Annotated in this window: 9 protein-coding genes and 1 pseudogene; 4 read left to right on the forward strand and 6 right to left on the reverse strand. The window is 75.1% G+C overall.

The window, feature by feature from the left end:
* The coding region (locus tag AB0K09_RS14660; protein ID WP_366065716.1) for a bifunctional DNA primase/polymerase at nt 1–432 on the reverse strand (432 nt) is incomplete at its 3' end.
* 803 nt (nt 433–1,235) lie between these two features.
* Here AB0K09_RS14660 and AB0K09_RS14665 point away from each other — a divergent pair.
* From AB0K09_RS14665 to AB0K09_RS14675, 3 genes are all read left to right on the forward strand, one after another.
* Nucleotides 1,236–2,822 (forward strand): SpoIIE family protein phosphatase, encoded by a 1,587-nt coding sequence (locus tag AB0K09_RS14665; RefSeq protein ID WP_366065717.1) that lies wholly within the window; start codon nt 1,236–1,238, stop codon nt 2,820–2,822.
* Between the two features lie 120 nt (nt 2,823–2,942).
* Nucleotides 2,943–4,433 (forward strand): aminopeptidase P family protein, encoded by a 1,491-nt coding sequence (locus AB0K09_RS14670; RefSeq protein WP_366065718.1) that lies wholly within the window; start codon nt 2,943–2,945, stop codon nt 4,431–4,433.
* Nucleotides 4,434–4,587: 154 nt separating this feature from the next.
* The gene (locus AB0K09_RS14675; protein WP_366065719.1) at nt 4,588–5,208 is read left to right on the forward strand and encodes a hypothetical protein; all 621 of its coding nucleotides are present in this window, start codon (nt 4,588–4,590) and stop codon (nt 5,206–5,208) included.
* 12 nt (nt 5,209–5,220) lie between these two features.
* Here the strand turns inward: AB0K09_RS14675 and AB0K09_RS14680 are convergent, their stop codons facing one another.
* Entirely contained in the window at nt 5,221–5,412 is a 192-nt protein-coding gene (locus AB0K09_RS14680) for a hypothetical protein (protein ID WP_366065720.1), read from the reverse strand.
* 390 nt (nt 5,413–5,802) lie between these two features.
* Here AB0K09_RS14680 and AB0K09_RS14685 point away from each other — a divergent pair, with 390 nt between their 5' ends.
* A complete protein-coding gene (locus AB0K09_RS14685) occupies nt 5,803–6,741 on the forward strand; it encodes a LuxR C-terminal-related transcriptional regulator (RefSeq protein ID WP_366065721.1) in 939 nt (312 codons plus the stop codon).
* A 69-nt stretch (nt 6,742–6,810) separates the two neighbouring features.
* Here AB0K09_RS14685 and AB0K09_RS14690 read toward each other — a convergent pair.
* The 4 genes and pseudogenes from AB0K09_RS14690 to AB0K09_RS14705 form a co-directional block, all read right to left on the reverse strand.
* Nucleotides 6,811–7,749 (reverse strand): annotated as a pseudogene (locus tag AB0K09_RS14690) (hydroxyacid dehydrogenase); the annotation flags it as partial.
* Between the two features lie 34 nt (nt 7,750–7,783).
* Entirely contained in the window at nt 7,784–9,763 is a 1,980-nt protein-coding gene (locus AB0K09_RS14695) for an ABC transporter permease (protein WP_366065722.1), read from the reverse strand.
* The gene (locus tag AB0K09_RS14700) at nt 9,760–10,533 is read right to left on the reverse strand and encodes an ABC transporter ATP-binding protein (RefSeq protein ID WP_366065723.1); all 774 of its coding nucleotides are present in this window, start codon (nt 10,531–10,533) and stop codon (nt 9,760–9,762) included. Before AB0K09_RS14700 ends, AB0K09_RS14695 begins: the two co-directional genes overlap by 4 nt.
* 46 nt (nt 10,534–10,579) lie before the next feature.
* Nucleotides 10,580–18,260, reverse strand: a 7,681-nt coding sequence (locus tag AB0K09_RS14705) for an amino acid adenylation domain-containing protein (protein WP_366065724.1), incomplete at its 5' end; no start/stop codon positions are given.

Consider the following 18,260-nt stretch of genomic DNA (forward strand, 5'->3'; position numbering starts at 1 on the left):
GGAGTAGGGGGCCACGAGCAACGCCCAGCGGGTGGGCGTGGCCACGACGGGGCCGAGCCGGACGCCGGCGCGGTCGAAGGCCGCGAGCGCGCGGGCGCCCGCCACCGCCGGCAGGCTCACCGCACTCGGCGCGCGCCCGCCCGTGGCGAGCACGACGGGCGCCTCCGGACGGACGGTCCACCACCAGCGGACCATCCGGGCATCCGTGGTCGCGGCCAGCAGTCCGGGGTCGAACGGGTGGGCACCGGGGGCCGCGCAGCCCGGGTCGAAGCAGCCGCACCCCCGCACGCGGCCGGTCCCCGGCCGCAGTCCCACGCCGGGCACCACGGGCCATCGCCACTCCGTGGCGCAGGTCAGCGCCGCGGTGAGCACCGCGGACCTCCCGGCTCGCCGGAGGGAGAGCTTGCGTCGCCTTCCGAGGATCTCGCGCATGAGCGCTCGTTCCTTTCCGTAAACGCCGAAGGTATGGGCCCCGCCCGCGAGCGCCGCCGCCCACGGCCGGGGGCCGTCTCTGCCGTAACGCACTACCTGGTGTTTCGCATGGCACTTCACGTGGCACTTCACGCGGCACAGCGCGTGGAGTACATGGAACCGCATGGCGCTGCCGGCACGGCCGACGCGGTGCTCGACGCGCCGTCGCCCCTCGGGCCGAACACACCACGTGGATCACAGGACTGCGCGTACATCGCAGCGCATCACGCCACGGGCCGAGCGTGAAACCTGGCGGGGGGTGGCGCGCGCATGGCGCTTCGTGCTGATCCGGTGCGCCCCTCGCCCACGGCACGGGGTGCCCCGGGCCGCTCGGGGACGGGCGTGGCCGTTGACGGATAAGACGCTCGGGTCCGCCGCCGGGTTGCGGGACGGCCCCAACTGCCGCTGCCCTTCACCGAGTACGTACCCACCAGGGTGGATGTGACGCGCTGTTCAAGCGACGCCAGTCGACCGCAGCACCCCGACCACGGCACTGTTTTCCGGCCAACTTCGAAGCGGTTCCGCCGCGCCGTGGAATCCCCCCAGACACCACCAATCCCACTGGTCCAATGCTGGACATCGCCTTACCCGGGCGTGTACATGTGGAGCACTGATAGCACGCAACACGACAGGGGGTTTGCGATGCTATTGCGCGGAGCAGCCTGGCCGATCGGCTGGTCACGAGGGTTCGGCGGCAGGCCGCGGCCCACCTCCCCCACGGGCCCGGCCGGCACGTCCGCACGTCCGTTCCGGAGCAGACGGCCATGACCGCGCCGCATCTGCCGAAAGTGGCCGGAATCGATCCGCCGGTCCCCACCCCCGCGCACACTTCCGCCTCCACCGGAACCGCCGCCCCACCCGGACCGTCCGGCTCATCCTCCCCCGGAACCCGCGCCTCGGCGCCCAACGCGCTCGTCCTCGACCGGCTCGCCGGCTGGGTCTCCGACCTGACCACGCTCCAGGAGCTGGTCGAGCGGCTCACCCGCACCGCGACCCTCGACGACGCGCTGCACGAACTGCTGCGCGCCGGCGCCTCGCTCGTCGGCGCCGGCCGGGGCCTGGTGACCGTCCACCCCGCCGGGATCGCCCGCCGCCCGGTCACCGTCGGGCTCGGTCTCGGCCGGGCCGATCTCGGCCACCTGGAGACCATCCCGCACCTCCCGTCCGCCGAAACGATCCGGCCGGACACCGGCCGTCCGGATACGGGCCGTCCGGATCCCGCCCGCCCCGGCCCGCCCCGGCCGTCCGCGCCATCCGCGCCGGCCGTCCGCGCCCCCCACGGACCGGACGTGCCCGCGTACGTGCGCCTCCTGGAGGACCTGCCGCCCGTCGGCACCCGCACCGGTACCGCCCACCCCGACATCCCGCACGAGGACGGACTGGACCCCCGGCACCGCGAGGTCGCGGCCCGGCTGGGCTACGCCGCCAGCTACGCCGTCCCCCTGGAATCGGCCGCTCCGGACGGTGCGCCGGATCCGGAGGAACCCCCGGCGGCGGGCCGGCTCGGCGCCGCGGTGTGGCTGTACGACGAGCCCGCCGAGCCCAGCGACCGCCAGCGGCACCTGGCGGGGCTCTACTGCGGCTACGCCACCGAGCACCTCGCCCGGCTGCTCGAACTGACCGCCGCGCGGGAGACCGTCGCCGCCCTGCGCGAGGAGCTGCTGCCCAGCCGGCTGCCCCGGATCCCCGGTGTCCGGCTCGCCGTACGGCACCGCACCGGGCCGGACGGGGGCGGCGACTGGTACGACGCGCTGCCGCTGCCGGAGGGCGCGCTGGGCCTGGCCGTCGGTGGCATCACCGGCTCGGGGCCGGGCACGCTCGCCGCGATGGGCCGGCTGCGGGCCTCCCTGCGGGCGTACGCGGTCATGGAGGGCGAGGACCCCGTCGCCGTCCTGTCCGACCTCGAACTGCTGCTCCGGCTGACCGAGCCGGCCCGCGCCGCCACCGCGCTCTTCGCCTACTGCGAGCCGGAGAGCCGCAAGGTCCTCCTCGCCGGCGCCGGGCACTGCTCGCCGCTGATCGTCGGCGACGGCCGGGCCGAGTACGTGGAGACCTCGCTGTCGGCGCCCCTGGGCATGCTCTCCTGCTGGGAGGCGCCCAGCGTGGAGATCGAGCCGGAACCCGGCGAAACGCTCCTCTTCTACAACGACGGACTGCTGCACGGCACCGGCGACGCCATGGACCGGGCCTTCGCCCGGCTGCACCGCGCGGCCGCGAGCGTCCCCCGGGCCCAGCGCCACGACCCGGACGCCCTCGCCGACCACGTGCTGCGGGCGATGGTGCCCGGTGGCGGGCGCGAGGGCCCCCACGAGGGCGGCGACGTCGTGCTCATGGCCGCCTACTTCGAGTGACCGCGACGGCTGTGGGGCAGCGCCCGCCGCGCTCGGCGGCCGCGGGCCTCCCCTTGCCACCGCACCCGCCCCCTGACTGTTCGGTCACAACCTTCTCGGCCGCTTTGTCCCGCACATACGATGGAAAGCGGCCCCGTTCGAGGAGGAAATGCAGTGACCGAGCAGCCCGCGCCCGAGAACCCCGAAGGCGACGAGCCGATCAAGCAGCGGAAGAACGGCCTCTACCCCGCCGTCTCCGACGAGCTCGCCGAGAACATGAAGTCCGGCTGGGCGGACACGGAGCTGCACGATCTGCTCCCCATACCCCAGGCCGGGGAGACCGCCCGGCGCCGCGCCGAGCTCTCGGCACGCTTCCCCGGCGAGCGCCTGGTGGTGCCCGCCGGCAATCTGAAGACCCGCTCGAACGACACCGAGTACGCCTTCCGCGCCTCCACCGAGTACGTCTACCTCACCGGCGACCAGACGCAGGACGGCGTCCTGGTCCTGGAGCCGACGGGCGCCGAGGGCCACCAGGCCACCATCTACCTGCTCCCCCGCTCCAACCGTGAGAACGGCGAGTTCTGGCTGGACGGTCAGGGTGAGCTCTGGGTCGGCCGCCGGCACAGCCTCACCGAGGCCGAGCGCCTGCTGGGCCTGCCCGCCGCGGACGTCCGCGAGCTGGCGGACGCGCTGCGCGCGGCCACCGGCCCGGTGCGCGTCGTGCGCGGCCACGACGCCGGCATCGAGGCGGCCCTGACCGACAAGATCACCGCCGAGCGCGACGAGGAGCTGCGCGTCTTCGTCAGCGAGCAGCGCCTGGTCAAGGACGCCTTCGAGATCGGCGAGCTGCAGAAGGCCGTCGACTCCACCGTGCGCGGCTTCGAGGACGTCGTGAAGGTCCTCGACAAGGCCGAGGCGACCAGCGAGCGCTACATCGAAGGAACGTTCTTCCTGCGCGCCCGCGTCGAGGGCAACGACGTCGGCTACGGCTCCATCTGCGCCTCCGGCCCGCACGCCACCACCCTGCACTGGGTGCGCAACGACGGCCCGGTCCGCTCGGGCGACCTGCTGCTGCTGGACGCCGGCGTGGAGACGACCACCCTCTACACCGCGGACGTCACCCGCACGCTGCCGGTCAACGGCACGTACACCGACCTCCAGCGCAAGATCTACGACGCCGTGTACGAGGCCCAGGAGGCGGGCATCGCGGCGGTGAAGCCGGGCGCGAAGTACCGCGACTTCCACGATGCCGCCCAGCGCGTCCTCGCGGAGAAGCTGGTCGCGTGGGGCCTGGTCGAGGGCCCGGTCGAGCGCGTCCTGGAGCTCGGTCTGCAGCGCCGCTGGACCCTGCACGGCACGGGCCACATGCTCGGCCTCGACGTCCACGACTGCGCGGTCGCGCGCACCGAGACGTACGTGGACGGCGTGCTGGAGCCCGGCATGGTGCTGACCGTCGAGCCCGGTCTGTACTTCCAGGCCGACGACCTCACCGTCCCGGAGGAGTACCGGGGCATCGGCGTCCGGATCGAGGACGACATCCTCGTCACGGAGGACGGCAACCGGAACCTGTCCGCGGGGCTGCCGCGGACGTCCGCCGGCGTCGAGGCGTGGATGGCGGGCCTCAAGGGCTGACGGCCCTCGCTCGTACGGAGCCGCGTCCGCGTCGTGCGGGCGCGGCTCCGCGCGTGTCGGGGGTGGGCGCGGGCTTCCCGTAGGGGTCGGGTGGGGGCTGATCCCGGGGGCTTCCCCGTGGGGGCGGCGGGCCGGCGCCGGAAGCATGGTCCGCATGACGCCGACGACTCGCTCACCGCACCGCCCCGGGCACTCGCTGGCCCGCTTCTCCTTCGCCGCGGCGCCCGCGTTCCTCGCGGGTTACGGCGCGCTCCGGCTGCTGGGGCACGGGGACGGTCCGGGTGTGGTGTGGACGGTGGGGCACGTGCTGCTGCTGTCGGGGCTCGCGCTGTTCGTGCCGGTCGTCCGGGAGCTGCACCGGGGGGCGGGGCGGGTCGCCGGGGTGGCGGCGGCCGTGGCCTGGGCCGGTCTGGTGGCGGGCATCGGTCAGGCGGCGGTCGATCTGGTCGTCGGCCTCCGCTCGGCGGACCGCACGGCGATGGACGCCCTCTTCGGGGCCGTGAAGTCGTATCCGGGGGTGACGCCCGCGCTGTACACGGTGGGTCCGCTGCTCTTCTACGCCGGCCTGCTGGCGCTGACGGTGACGCTCGCGCTCCGGCGGTCGGCCGGGTCCGGCGGCTGGTCGCCGGTCTGGGTGCTGGCGGGGGCCGGTCTGACGGCCGCGGGCCTGGCCCTGCTGCCCGTCGCGGCGGTCTGCTACTGGCGCGCCCTCGCCCCGTATGTGCCCCGGGCCCCGCGGGGCCTGCTCGCCGGGGGCGGTCCGGCGGTCCTCTGAGCGCGGCCGGGCTCAGTTGCCCCAGGTGTTGCCGGCGGCGACGGCGGTCGGGACGGGGCCGTTGCCCCAGGTGTTGCCGGCGCGAACGGCGGTCGCGTCGTGGCCGGCCGTGAGCGCCGAGAAGCCGATCAGCCCGGCGGCGGAGAGGCCCACGAGGGCGGCGATGCGGCGGGCGGCGACGGTCTTGACGGCGGTCTTGCGCATGGCGGGTCTCCTGAGCGGAACGAAGGTGACGGAGTCTCGCCGGCGGTGTTTCACCGGCGCTCTCCCTGCGGCAAGAACGATCTTGCCGCTCACCGGGCGTCCCGGGGGCCTCACGCGATGTCAGGGTCCTGCGGTGGCAGTTCGTTGCCACGGGCGGCGCAGGCGACCGTTTCATTACTTTCATTTAGCAATGAAGTCACTCCAATCACGTTGCCTTCCCATATCCGGTCAGAGAGAATCACCCGGGGCGGGGGCCGGCTGAAATGTAGATTTTCGCGCGCTCTGCCGTGTTCAGGGGGAGGGTGCGTGCTTCGCGAGTTAGGGCTGGATTCTGACGGCGAGTCGGCTTACCGGGTGATGCTCAAGCGTCCCCGGACGACCATCGAGGGGATGGCCGCCGCACTCGGGTGGACCACCGGACGGGCCGCCGCGGCCATGGCCGAACTGGAGCAACTGGCCCTGGTCCGGCCGTCCTCCGAGGACCCCGGCCAGATGCGGCTGATCAACCCCGAGCTGGGCCTGGAGGCCCTTTTGCTGCGGCAGGAGCGCGAGCTCCTGGCCCGGCAGGAGGCCATGGCCGCGACGCGGTTGTCGATCACCCGGATGCTCGCCGAGTACGGGGAGGAGGACCCCGGCTCCGAGCCCGCGGGTGCCCGGCAGTTCATGGGCATGGACGCGATCGGCTCGCAGATCGAGCGGTACGCGCACAGCTGCACCAGCGACATCTCCGTCTTCGCGCCACGCGGTGCGCAGACCGAGGAGGCCCTGGAGTCGGCGCGTCCGCTCGACCGGGCCGCGCTCTCGCGCGGCGTGCGGCTCCGCTACGTGTACCTGGAGAGCCTGCGCAACGATCCGGCGACCCTGTCGTACGCGCAGTGGCTGGACGAGAACGGGGGCCACGTCCGCACGGTGCCGCATCTGCCACTGCGGATGATCATCTACGACCGGCGTACGGCGATCGTTCCGATCGATCCGGAGGCGGCCGCGAAGGGGGTGCTGATCCTCAACGGCACCGGTGTGGTGACCGCCCTGTGCACCCTCTTCGACCAGATCTGGCAGCGGGCGGAGCCCCTGGGCACCCCGGCGGGCCGGCCCCGGCCGGACGGGGACCGTCCGACCAGCCAGGAGCAGGCCGTGCTCGAACTGCTGGTGGCCGGCTACACGGACGAGGTGGTCGCCCGGAAGCTCGGTATCTCGGTCCGCACGGGGCGCCGGATCACGGCGGAACTGATGAACCGGCTCCAGGCGCGGAGCCGGTTCCAGGCCGGAGCCCTGGCGACGGCGCGCGGGTGGCTCACCCCGCAGGCGGAGGCCCGGCCCGAGCCGTAGGGGTCCGGGGGGCTTGCCCCCACCCCCTACGGCGGGGCGTCACGCCGCCAGCGCCGTGCGGGACGGGTCATTGACCGCTTCCGGCACCGGCTCCCCGGCAAGGGCCCGGCGTACCGATGCCGCCACCGCCGTACCGGCCTTCTCCTGGGCCTCGTGCGTGCCCGCGCCCAGGTGCGGGGTGACCACGACACCGTCCAGCTCGAACAGCGGTGACTCCGTGCAGGGTTCCGTCTCGAAGACGTCCAGCCCCGCCCCCGCCACGCGGCCCTCGCGCAGGGCCGCGTGGAGGGCCCGCTCGTCGACGATGCCGCCACGCGCGGCGTTGACGATCCGCACCCCGGGCTTCATCCGGGCGAACGCCTCGCGGCCGATCAGCCCGATCGTCTCGGGGTTCCTCGGCAGGTGCACGGTGATGAAGTCCGAGCGTTCCAGCAGCTCTTCGAGGGGGACCAGCTCGGCGGCGGCCGAGGCGTCGACGTACGGGTCGTAGGCGAGGACCCGCATGTCGAAGGCGGCCATCCGGCGGGCGACGAGCGTGCCGATCCGCCCCAGCCCGACGACCCCGAGGACCTTGCCCGACAGTTCCACCCCGGTGAAGGGCGCGCGCTGCCAGCGGCCCGCGCGGAGGGTGGAGTCGGCGGCCGGGATGTTCCGCGCGACCGCGAGCAGCAGGGCCACGGCGTGCTCGGCGGCGCTGACGATGTTGGACGTCGGCGCGTTGACGACGAGGACGGACGCGGCGGTGGCCGCGGCCACGTCCACGTTGTCCAGGCCGACGCCCGCCCTGGCGATCACCTTGAGGCGGCGGCCCGCGGCCACGGCCTCGGCGTCCATGGTGGTCGCGCTGCGGATCAGCACCGCGTCGGCGTCGGCGAGCGCGGCCAGCAGGGCCGGCCGGTCGGTGCCGTCGCAGCGGCGGATCTCGACGTCCGGGCCCAGGGCCTCGACCGTGGCCGGGGAGAGCTCCTCGGCCAGCAGTACGACGGGGCGTGGGGGGTTCACGTGCATGGTCGTCCTTCTCTCGGTGCCAAGGATCTTCGTGTCACTGCTTGGTGCTCGCGAGGTCCAGGGCGCGGGCGCGCAGGGCCAGCCGGGCCGGGAGCAGGCTGGAGACCAGGGCGAGCAGCAGGCCGACGGCCGCGCTGCCGGCCAGGGCCGTCCACGGCAGGCTCAGGGACAGCGACGTCCCGCCGTGCAGGATCCGCTGGTTGATGAGCGCGGTGGTGGTCGCCTGGGTGGCGACGGTGACCAGCAGGGCGAGCGCGGTGGCGGTCGCCGTGGTCAGCAGGGCCTCCACACCGACCATGGAGAGCACCTGGCGGTCGTTGCCTCCGGTGAGCCGGAGGGTGGCGAAGTCGCGCAGCCGGTCGCCCGTGGACATCATCATGGTGTTGACGATGGCGATGAGGGCGTAGAGCAGCGCCGGGCCCAGGATGGCCATCATGGCGATCCAGTCGTAGCGCGCGTGCGGGTCGTCGTCGCCGCGTCCCCACTCGGCGGCCGGGGTCACCACGGCCCCGTCGGCGGAGGAGAGCTCGGGGGCGGGCGCGCCCGGCCCGGTGCGCACATAGGCCGTGGCGGGGCGGGCGCCGGCGAGGTGGGCGGCGACCGGGGCGTACGGCAGCAGTACCTCGGAGAGGCTGAGCGGGGTCCTCACCAGGGCCACCAGGCGCAGCTTCACCGCGGTGCCGTCGGCGAGCCCGGCGGACAGGGTGTCGCCGACCTGCCAGCCGTTGGCCTTGGCCAGGTCCCCGGAGACCGCCACGGCGTTCCCCGCGAGGCCGTCGAGCGAGCCGTCCTCGACGGGGAGGTTCCAGGTGGCGGCGGCGTCGCCGTCGATCGCGGTGGCGCCGGTCGTCGCGGCCTCCTGGCCGGTTCCCCGGTCCGCGCCGCCGCCCAGGCCCGCGACCAGGGTGGAGGTGACGGCGGTGGTCTGCGCCCCGGGCAGCGCCTTCAGATGGGCCAGGGCGCCGGGGGCGAGGCCCGCGCCGTCCTCGGCCTCGACGACGTACTGGGCACGCAGCGCGGCCCGGGCCTGGGCCGTACGGGCGTCCCCGAAGGAGGTGGTGGAGCCGACGACGGTGCCCGTCAGGCCGACGACCAGGAACACGGGCGTGGCGGTGGAGACCGTACGGCGCACGGCCGCCAGGGCGTTCTGCCGGGCCAGCAGTCCGACGGCGCCCTTGGCCAGCGGCACGGGCAGGGTCAGCAGGCGGACCAGCGAGGGCACCAGGACCGGGGCGAACAGGGCGATGGCCAGGATCGCGAGGACGTCGACGAGCAGGGACCAGACCGGCATGTTCTGCGGGTCGCGCAGCTGGGGGTCGCGCTGCATCGGGGCCGGCATGGTGGCGAAGAGGGTCAGGACGGTGGCGAAGAGGGCCAGATAGGCGACGGCCCACAGCCAGCGGCCGAGCGTCATGACCTTGCGGTCGACCACGGCGTCGCCGAGCGCCTCGACGGGCCGGACCCGGCCCGCCCGGCGGGCGGCCGCGTAGGCGCCGAGCAGGGCCACGGCCACCTCGACGGCGGCGGCGATCAGCAGCGGGCCGGCGGCGGGGTGGACCGTGAAGCCCTCGGGGGCGGCGCCCTGCGCCACGAGCCAGCGGGCGAACAGCGGCGCGACGGCCAGTCCGAGCAGAGCGCCGGCGAGCGAGGCGACGACGGAGACGACGAGCGCCTCGCCGAGCACCAGCAGGCGCACCTGCCGGGGCGTGGCGCCGACGGCCCGCAGCAGGGCGGTCTCCCGGCGGCGGCCGGCCACGGCGAAGGCGAAGGTGGAGGCGACGACGAAGACGGAGACGAAGCCCGACATGCCCGCCATGAAGGTGAGCAGCTTCTTCAGCGAGGGTGCCGCCGGGTCCGGGTTGTCGATGCCCATGGTGGTGGACACCAGCAGCCCGGAGGCGGATATCAGGGCGACGCCCAGGGCGAGGGCGACGAACGAGCCGGCGAAGCCGAGCCACCGCTTGCGCAGGGTGGCCACGGCCACGGGCAGCAGGGTGCCGAGCGTTCCGGTCACGCGGCACCGCCCGCGCCCGACATCGCCCGTGCGACGTCGGCCTCCAGCCGGGTCATGCGCTCGGCCACCTGCTGGGCGGTGGGCCGGTGCAGTTCGTCCATGAGACGGCCGTCGGCGAGGAAGACCACGCGGTCGGCGTACGAGGCGGCGACGGGGTCGTGGGTGACCATGATCGTGGTCTGGCCCTGTCCGTCGACCAGGGCGCGCAGCAGCTCCAGGACCGTCCGGCTGCTGCTGCTGTCGAGGGCGCCGGTCGGCTCGTCGGCGAAGAGCACCTTCGGGCGGGTGATCAGGGCGCGGGCGATGGCGACGCGCTGCTGCTGGCCGCCGGACATCTGGGTGGGCAGGTGCCCGCCGCGCTGGCCCAGGCCGACCTGGGTCAGGGCCTCGCGCACGGCGGCCGGGTCGGGCCGGGTGCCGGCCAGCCGCAGGGGCAGTCCGACGTTCTGTTCGGCCGTCAGGGCGCCCAGCAGGTTGAAGGACTGGAAGATGAACCCGATGCGGTCGCGCCGCAGTTCGGTCAGTTGCTTCTCACTGAGCGGGCCGAGCTCGACGCCGTCCACGACCACCCGGCCGGCGTCCGGCCGGTCGAGGCCGGCGGCGCACTGCAGCAGGGTGCTCTTGCCGGACCCGGAGGGGCCCATGATGGCCGTGAAGGTGGTGCGCTCGAAGCCGATGGTGACCTCGTCCAGGGCGCGCACGGCCTGGGAGGAGCCGGACGCGTAGGACCTGCTGACCTGTTCGAGCCGGACTGCTTGATCGTTTTGCATGGGGCAACGCCTATCAGAGGTCGTGGGGTGGGCGGTGGGCATGGGCTCAGTACCCGCCCCACTGGGCGAGCAGCTGCTGCTGCGTGTCGTCCGCCGTGGGCAGGTCGAGTTGTCCGACCTGCTCGCGGCTGCCGTCGGCGACGGCTTCGAGGAGCCGGACCGTCTGGTTCAGCAGCGTGCGGGCCTGGTCGGTGCCGTAGACGTCCGGCCGGTGGCCCAGGTGCAGTTCGAGGGTGGAGGCGTCCAGGCCCGGGACGGCCTGCATGCGCAGCGGGTAGTGCGTGGCGTCCTCGCTGTCGCCGCCGGCCAGGCGCAGCCCGGCGGCGCCGCCAATCAGGGTCGCGGCGTCCAGTGGGGTGTTCTTGACGACGGTGGTGGTGTCGAAGAGGGCGCCGCCGCCCGCGAGTTGCTGGACGTCGCTGAGGCCGAGGTGGTGGTGGGGGATCAGCGCGGCCTGCTCCTCCTGGAGCCGTTCCAGCAGCTCGGGGAGGGTCTCGTCGGCGTGCAGGCGGACGCGGACGGGCAGGGTGTTGAGGAACATGCCGATCATCCGCTCGATGCCCGGCACCTCGCCGGGACGCCCGGAGACCGTCGAGCCGAAGATCACGTCGTCCCTGCCGGTCAGCCGGCCGAGCACGATGGCCCACGCGGCCTGGACGGCCGTGTTGAGGGTGACGCCGTGCTCGCGGAGCCGCGCGTGCAGCCGGGCCGTGGTGCCGGCGTCGAGCTCGGTACGAACCGACTCCTGGGCGACCGGCTCGCCGTGCGCGGCGTGCGCGGCCACCAGGGTGGGGGCCGCGGGGCCGGCCAGGGCCGCCGCCCACTCCTTCAGGGCCGCCTCGCGGTCCTGCGCGGCGAGCCAGGCGAGGTACGAGCGCAGCGGGGCCGGTTCGGGCAGCGCGGGCCCGCCGTCCTCGCCGGCGCCGTAGAGGGCGAAGAGTTCCTCCACGAGCACCGGCACCGACCAGCCGTCCCACAGGATGTGATGACCGGTCAGCACGAGCCGGTGCAGTCCGCCGGGCATGGCGATCAGCAGCAGGCGCAGCAGCGGCGGGGCCGACAGGTCGAACTTCCGCAGCCGCTCCTCGCCGGCGAGGCGTACGGCCTCCTCGGCCGCCCGCGTCCCGTCCTGGCCGGAGAGGTCGGCGTGCCGCCAGGGCAGCGGTGCTTCGCGGTGCACGGCCTGGACGGGGCGTCCCGCCACGTCGTGCCGGAAGGTGACGCGCAGGGCGGGCTGGCGGGCCAGCAGCCGCTCGGCGGCGCCGCGCAGCCGGTCCGCGTCGAGCGTGCCCTCGATGTCGAGGTGCAGCTGCGTGGTGTACACGTCGGCCTCGTCGCCGGACAGCAGCGCGTGGAAGAGGAAGCCCTCCTGGAGCGGGGTCATGGGCAGGACGTCCATGAGACCGGGCTCGGCCTCCAGCAGTTGGCGCGTCTCCTCCTCCAGGCCGGGGAACGGCCCGTCGGGGGCGGCGGTTGCGGCCGGGGCGGCGGCCAGGGGTGCGGCCACGGCGGCGAGGGCGGTGACGGTGCGGTGCCGGAAGACGTCCCGGACGGTGAGGGCGAGGCCGGCCTCACGGGCCCGTGAGGCCAGCTGGATCGCCGTGATGCTGTCGCCTCCCAGGTCGAAGAACGACTCGTCGGTGCCGGGTCGCCCGACGCCGAGGACGTCGGCGAACAGCGCGCACAGCAGCGCCTCTTCTTCCGTGGCCGGCGGCCGGCCGTCGCCCGTCCCGCCGAGGTCGGGGGCGGGCAGGGCGGCGCGGTCGACCTTGCCGTTGGCCGTCAGCGGCAGCGCGTCGAGGGCGACGACGGCTGCCGGCACCATGTAGTCCGGCAGGGCCGCGGCCAGGAAGGGCCGCAGCTCCGCCGGGTCCGCGGTGCCCACCACGTAGGCGACCAGCCGCTTGGCGCCCGGGCGGTCCTCGCGGACCAGCACGGTCGCCCGGCTCACGCCCGGGTGGGCGGCCAGGGCGGACTCGATCTCGCCGGGTTCGATGCGGAAGCCGCGGATCTTCACCTGGTGGTCGGCCCGGCCGAGGTAGTCGAGGTCGCCGTCGGGCCGCCGGCGGGCGAGGTCGCCGGTGCGGTACATCCGGGCCCCGGGCTCGCCGAAGGGGCAGGCCACGAAGCGGTCCGCCGTCAGGTCCGGGCGGCCCAGATAGCCGCGGGCCAGGCCCGGTCCGGCAAGGTACAGCTCACCGGTCGCACCGACCGGCACCGGCTGGAGGTGCCGGTCGAGCACGTAGAGCCGGGTGTTGGCGATCGGACCGCCGATGGGGGCGAGGACCGCGCCCGCCAGGGGCGCGCTCATGCTCGCGCACACCGTGGACTCCGTCGGGCCGTAGGCGTTGATCATGCGGCGGTCCCGCGACCAGACGCCGACCTGGTCGGGGGGCGTCGACTCGCCGGCCACCACCAGGGTGCCGCCGGCGGGCAGGCTGCCCTCGGGCATCACGGGCAGCGCGGAGGGCGGCAGCGTCAGATGGGTGACGCCGTGCTCGGCGATCAGCGCGGCGAGCGACGGTCCGGGCAGCAGCCGGTCCGCGTCGGCCAGCACCGCGCACGCTCCGGTCAGCAGGGCCATGCACAGCTCCCACACCGAGGCGTCGAAGCTGGGCGAGGCGAAGAGCAGCACCCGGCTCGCGGGCGTCACGGCCAGTCCCGCGACCTGCCCGGCGACCATGCTGGAGATGCCGGAGTGGGTGACCACCACGCCCTTGGGCCGGCCCGTCGAGCCGGAGGTGTAGATGAGGTAGGCGGGGTGGGCGGCCCGGCGGGGCCCGGCGCACTCGGCGTCCGTGAGGGGCGTGTCCGGGAGGCCGGAGGTGTCGGTACGGTCCAGCAGCAGCCGGGGCGCGTCCGTCTCCGGCAGGGAACCGGCCGCGACCGCCGCACTGGTGATCACCAGGGCCGGGTCGGCGTCGGCCAGCATGTACGCGAGCCGGTCCGCCGGGTAGCCGGGGTCGAGGGGCAGGAACGCGGCGCCGGCCTTGACGACGGCCAGCTGGGCGACGACGAGGTCGACGGAGCGCTCCAGGGCGATCGCGACGAACCGCTCCGGTCCCGCGCCGCGCTCCACCAGCAGCCGGGCCAGCCGGTTGGCGCGGGCGTCGAGCTCCGCGTAGGTCACGGTGACCGAGCCGTGCACGAGGGCGGGGGCGTGCGGGGTGCGGGCGGCCTGGGCCTCGAAGAGGCCGGGCAGCGTCGACGACGGCGAGGCCGCGGGCACGTCGCTCGCGTTCCAGCCGGTCAGCAGCTGTTCCCGCTCGCCGGCCGGCAGCAGGTCGAGCCGGCCGACCGGCTCGGACCGGCCGTCCGCGACCGCCCCGAGGACGGTCAGCAGCCGCTCGGCGACGGCGCGCGCCTGCTCGTGGTCGAGCAGGTCCGGCTGGTGGTCGAGCCGGAACTCCAGCCCGTCGCCGGGCTGGGCGACCAGGCCCAGGGTGTAGTGCACCGCGTCGTGGCCCCGCACGCCGGCGAGCCGCAGGCCCGTACCGGCGGCGCGGTCCAGGGCGCCCAGGTCGAGGGGGTAGTTCTCGAACACCATCGCGGTGTCGAACAGCTCCCCCGCGCCCGCCAGTTGCTGGAGCTCGGCGAGGCCCAGGTGCTGGTGGCCGAGGAGGGCGGACTGCTCGTCCTGCATCCGGGCGAAGAGCTCCTGCGGCGTCTCGGCCGCGTCGAGCCGGACGCGCACCGGGACGGTGTTGATGAGCAGGCCCACCATGTCCTGGACGCCGGCGAGCTCCGGCGGCCGGCCCGAGACGGTGGCACCGAAGACGACGTCGTCCTTGCCGGTCAGCCGGGCCAGGACGAGCGCCCAGGCGCCCTGGAGCACGGTGTTCAGGGTCAGTCCGGCGGCCTTGGCCCGCTCGGCCAGCCGGGTCGCGGCCGGTTCGGGCAGCCGGAACTCCAGCCGCTCCGGCACCAGCGGGGTGCGGCCGGGGGCCGTCTCCCGCACCCGGGTGGGCTCCTCCAGACCGGCCAGCGCGTGCGACCAGGCGGCCCGGGCCGCGTCGTGGTCCGCGGCGGCCAGGTGCTCCAGGAAGTCCCGGTAGGGGCGGACGCGGGGCAGTGCTCGGGGGTCCGCGCCGGCCGCGTACAGGGTGAGCAGCTCGCGGATGAGCACCGGCATGGACCAGCCGTCGAGCAGCAGGTGGTGGTTGGTCAGCACGAGCCGGTGACGGTCGGCGGCGAGCCGGACGAGCGCACAGCGCAGCAGCGGCGGCCGGTCCAGGTCGAAGCCGCGGGCGCGTTCCTCGGCGGCGAGGGCCTCGGCCCGTGCCTCCCGCCCGGCGGCGTCGAGACCGCTGAGATCGGCCTCCCGCCAGGGCAGTTCGGCGTGGCCGGGGATCACCTGGACCGGGCGCGCCGGCCCGCTGTGGTGGAAGGCGGCGCGCAGGCCGGGGTGGCGGTCGAGCAGGGCGCGCGCGGCGGCGTGCAGCAGCGCGGCGTCCAGCTCGCCGTCCAGGTCGAGCTGGACCTGGGCGGTGTAGACGTCGGCCGACCGGCCGTCGTAGAGGCCGTGGAAGAGCAGGCCCTCCTGGAGGGAGGAGAGCGGCAGGATGTCGGTGAGGTCCGGCGTGCGCCGCTCCAGCAGCTCGATCTCCTGCTGGGTGAGCCCGGCCAGGGGGACGTCCGAGGGGGTGCGTCCGCCCGCTCCCGGCCGGGAGCCTTCGGCGGCGACGGCGCGCAGGGCCGCGAACCAGGCGGCGGCGAGCTCCTCGACGTCACCGGCGTCGAGCAGGCCGCTCGCCCAGCTCCAGTGCGCGACCAGCTCGGGGCCGTCCGGGCCGTCCTGCGCGAGGGCGTTGAGCTCCAGCGCGTGGGCCAGCGGCATGCGGGGGCCGCCGCCGGGGATCCCGTCCTCGATGCGGGGGACGACGGTCCAGTCGGCGTCCTGGCCACCGGGGGCGACGAACCGGCCCAGGTAGTTGAAGCCGATCTGCGGCGCGGGGTGCCCGGCGAGTTCCGCGGCCTCCGCCCCGAGGTGGCGCAGCAGTCCGTAGCCGATGCCCTTGCCGGGTACGGCCCGCAGCTGCTCCTTGATCCGCTTGAGGGCGGCGCCCGGGTCGTCCGTGCCGGCTCCGGCGTCGAGGCGGACCGGGTGGAGGCTGGTGAACCAGCCGACCGTGCGCGACAGATCGCTGCCCGGGACGGTCTCCTCGACGCGGCCGTGCCCCTCCAGGTCGAGCAGGGCGGGGCGGCCGCGCCACTGCTGGTGCGCGAGCGCGAAGGCGGCCAGCAGGACGTCGTTGACCTCGGCGTGGAAGGCCGCCGGGACCGTGGTCAGCAGGGCCTCGGTCACCTCGGCGGGCAGCCGCAGGGTCAGCCGGCCGGCGGTCTCCAGCACGTCGCGTGCCGGGTCGAGGGGGCGGGTGCCCAGGAGCGGGTCGGGTCCGGCCAGGACCTCGTGCCAGTACGGGAGTTCGGCGGCGAGCGCGGGGTCGGCCGCCGCCTCGGTGAGCCGGCGCGCCCAGGTGCGCAGGGAGGTGCCGACGGGCTCCAGGCGGGGTGCGCGGCCGGCGGCCGCCGCTTCCCAGGCGTGCGCGAGGTCGGGGGCGAGGACGCGCCAGGAGACGCCGTCGACGACCAGGTGGTGGACGACGAGCAGCAGCCGGCCCTGGAGGCGCGGGCCGCGGTCCAGCCAGACGGCCTGGAGCACGACGCCGTCACGCGGGGCGAGCCGGCCGAGCGCGGCGCGGCCCTCGGCGCCCACCAGGGCGTCCAGTCCGGACTCGTCCAGGCCCTCGGCGTCGACGCGGCGCACCAGCGGCGCGGCGTCGACCGCGCCCGCGGGGCGGATCTCCAGGGCGTCGTCGAGCAGCCGGGCCCGCAGGGCGTCGTGGTGGTCGAGGAGGGTCCGCAGGGCCGCCGTCAGCTGCGGTCCGGTCAGTGCGGCGGGCACGCGGAGGACCATCGACTGGTTGTAGCCGTCGATCGGCCCGCCGTGCTCCAGGGCCCAGCACATGACGGGCGTCAGCGGGACGAGGCCGGTGCCCGCCTCCGCCGGCTCCGCCGTCCCGCCGGCGTCCGCGCCGGGGCCGGTGGCGAGGTCGGTGGCGGCCTCGGCGAGCGCGGCCGGCGTGCGCATCCGGAAGACGTCGCGGGAGGCGATGCCCAGGCCGGCGCGGCGCGCCGCGGAGACCAGCTGGATGGACATGATGCTGTCGCCGCCGAGGTCGAAGAAGGAGTCCTCGACGCCGACCCGTTCGGCGCCCAGCACCTCGGCGAAGAGGCCGCACAGCAGCTCCTCGCGCCCGGTGCGCGGGGCGCGGCCGGTGTCGCCGGTGCCGGTGACACCGGGCGCGGGCAGGGCCTTCGTGTCCAGCTTGCCGTTGGCGGTCAGCGGCAGGGCGGCGAGGGTGACGAAGGCCGACGGCACCATGTGGCCGGGCAGCGTCGCGCCGAGCCCGGCGCGCAGCGCGTCGGCGTCCGGCGCGGCGCCGGGCGCGGGCACGACGTAGGCGACGAGGCGCTTGTCGCCCGGGCGGTCCTCGCGGACCACGACGGCACCGCTCGCCACGCCCGGCTGGGCCGACAACACGCTCTCGATCTCGCCGAGTTCGATGCGGAAGCCGCGGATCTTCACCTGGTGGTCGGCCCGGCCCAGGTACTCCAGGCCGCCGCCGGGCTGCCACCGCGCCAGGTCGCCGGTGCGGTACATACGGGTGCCGGGCTCGCCGAAGGGGTCGGCGACGAAGCGGTCCGCGGTGAGGTCCGGGCGGCCCAGGTAGCCGCGGGCCAGGCCGGCCCCGGCGACGTACATCTCGCCGAGCTCGCCGGCCGGTACGGGTCGCAGGCAGCCGTCGAGGACGTAGATCCGCAGGTCGGGGATGGCCCGGCCGATCAGGCTGCGGGTCTGTCCGGCGGTCCCGGCCGGGTCGAGGGCCAGGTGGCTGACGTGCACGGTGGTCTCGGTGATGCCGTACATGTTGACCAGGACGGCGCCGGGGTGGCGCGCGTACCAGGGGGCCAGCCGGCCGAGGTCCAGGGCCTCGCCGCCGAAGACGACGTAGCGCAGGGCGAGCGGCTCCGTGCCGCCCGTCTCGGCGTCGGCGTGCATCAGCTGGTAGAAGGCCGAGGGGGTCTGGTTGAGGACGGTGACGCGCTCGCGGGCGAGCAGGTCGAGGAAGTCCTCGGGGGACCGGCTCACGGCATGCGGCACGACGACCAGCCGGCCGCCGTACAGCAGCGGGCCCCACAGCTCCCAGACGGAGAAGTCGAAGGCGTAGGAGTGGAAGAGCGTCCACACGTCGTCGGGGCCGAAGCCGAACCAGTGCTCGGTGGCGGTGAACAGGCGCACCACGTTGCGGTGCGGCACCACGACGCCCTTGGGGCGGCCGGTGGAGCCGGAGGTGTAGATGACGTAGGCGGGGTGGTCCGGGGACAGCGGCGTGGTGCGGTCGGCGTCGGTGAGGGCGGCCGGACCGGCGGCTGCGAGCGCGGCCGCGGTGTCCGGGGCGTCGAGGACGAGGACGGGCACGTCGGTGGCCGGGACGGCGGAGGCGGTGGCCGCCGTGGCGACGACGATCTCGGGCCGCGCGTCGGTGAGCATGTAGGCGAGCCGGTCGGCCGGGTAGTGCGGGTCGAGCGGCACGTAGGCGGCGCCCGTCTTGACCACCGCGAGCAGGGCGGTGACCAGGTCGGCGGAGCGCTCCAGGGCGACGGCCACATAGCGCTCGGGGCCGGCGCCGCGGGCCGCCAGCCGCCGGGCGAGGCGGTTGGCG

This window comes from Streptomyces sp. NPDC049577 (genome assembly GCF_040675635.1).
Taxonomy (GTDB): Bacteria; Actinomycetota; Actinomycetes; order Streptomycetales; family Streptomycetaceae; genus Streptomyces.

Coding starts and splice junctions, on each gene's coding strand:
- AB0K09_RS14665 (WP_366065717.1), top strand. CDS start 1,236: ATGACCGCGCCGCATCTGCCGAAAGTGGCCGGAATCGATCCGCCGGTC.
- AB0K09_RS14670 (WP_366065718.1), top strand. CDS start 2,943: ATGGAAAGCGGCCCCGTTCGAGGAGGAAATGCAGTGACCGAGCAGCCC.
- AB0K09_RS14675 (WP_366065719.1), top strand. CDS start 4,588: ATGACGCCGACGACTCGCTCACCGCACCGCCCCGGGCACTCGCTGGCC.
- AB0K09_RS14680 (WP_366065720.1), bottom strand. CDS start 5,412: ATGCGCAAGACCGCCGTCAAGACCGTCGCCGCCCGCCGCATCGCCGCC.
- AB0K09_RS14685 (WP_366065721.1), top strand. CDS start 5,803: ATGGCCGCCGCACTCGGGTGGACCACCGGACGGGCCGCCGCGGCCATG.
- AB0K09_RS14700 (WP_366065723.1), bottom strand. CDS start 10,533: ATGCAAAACGATCAAGCAGTCCGGCTCGAACAGGTCAGCAGGTCCTAC.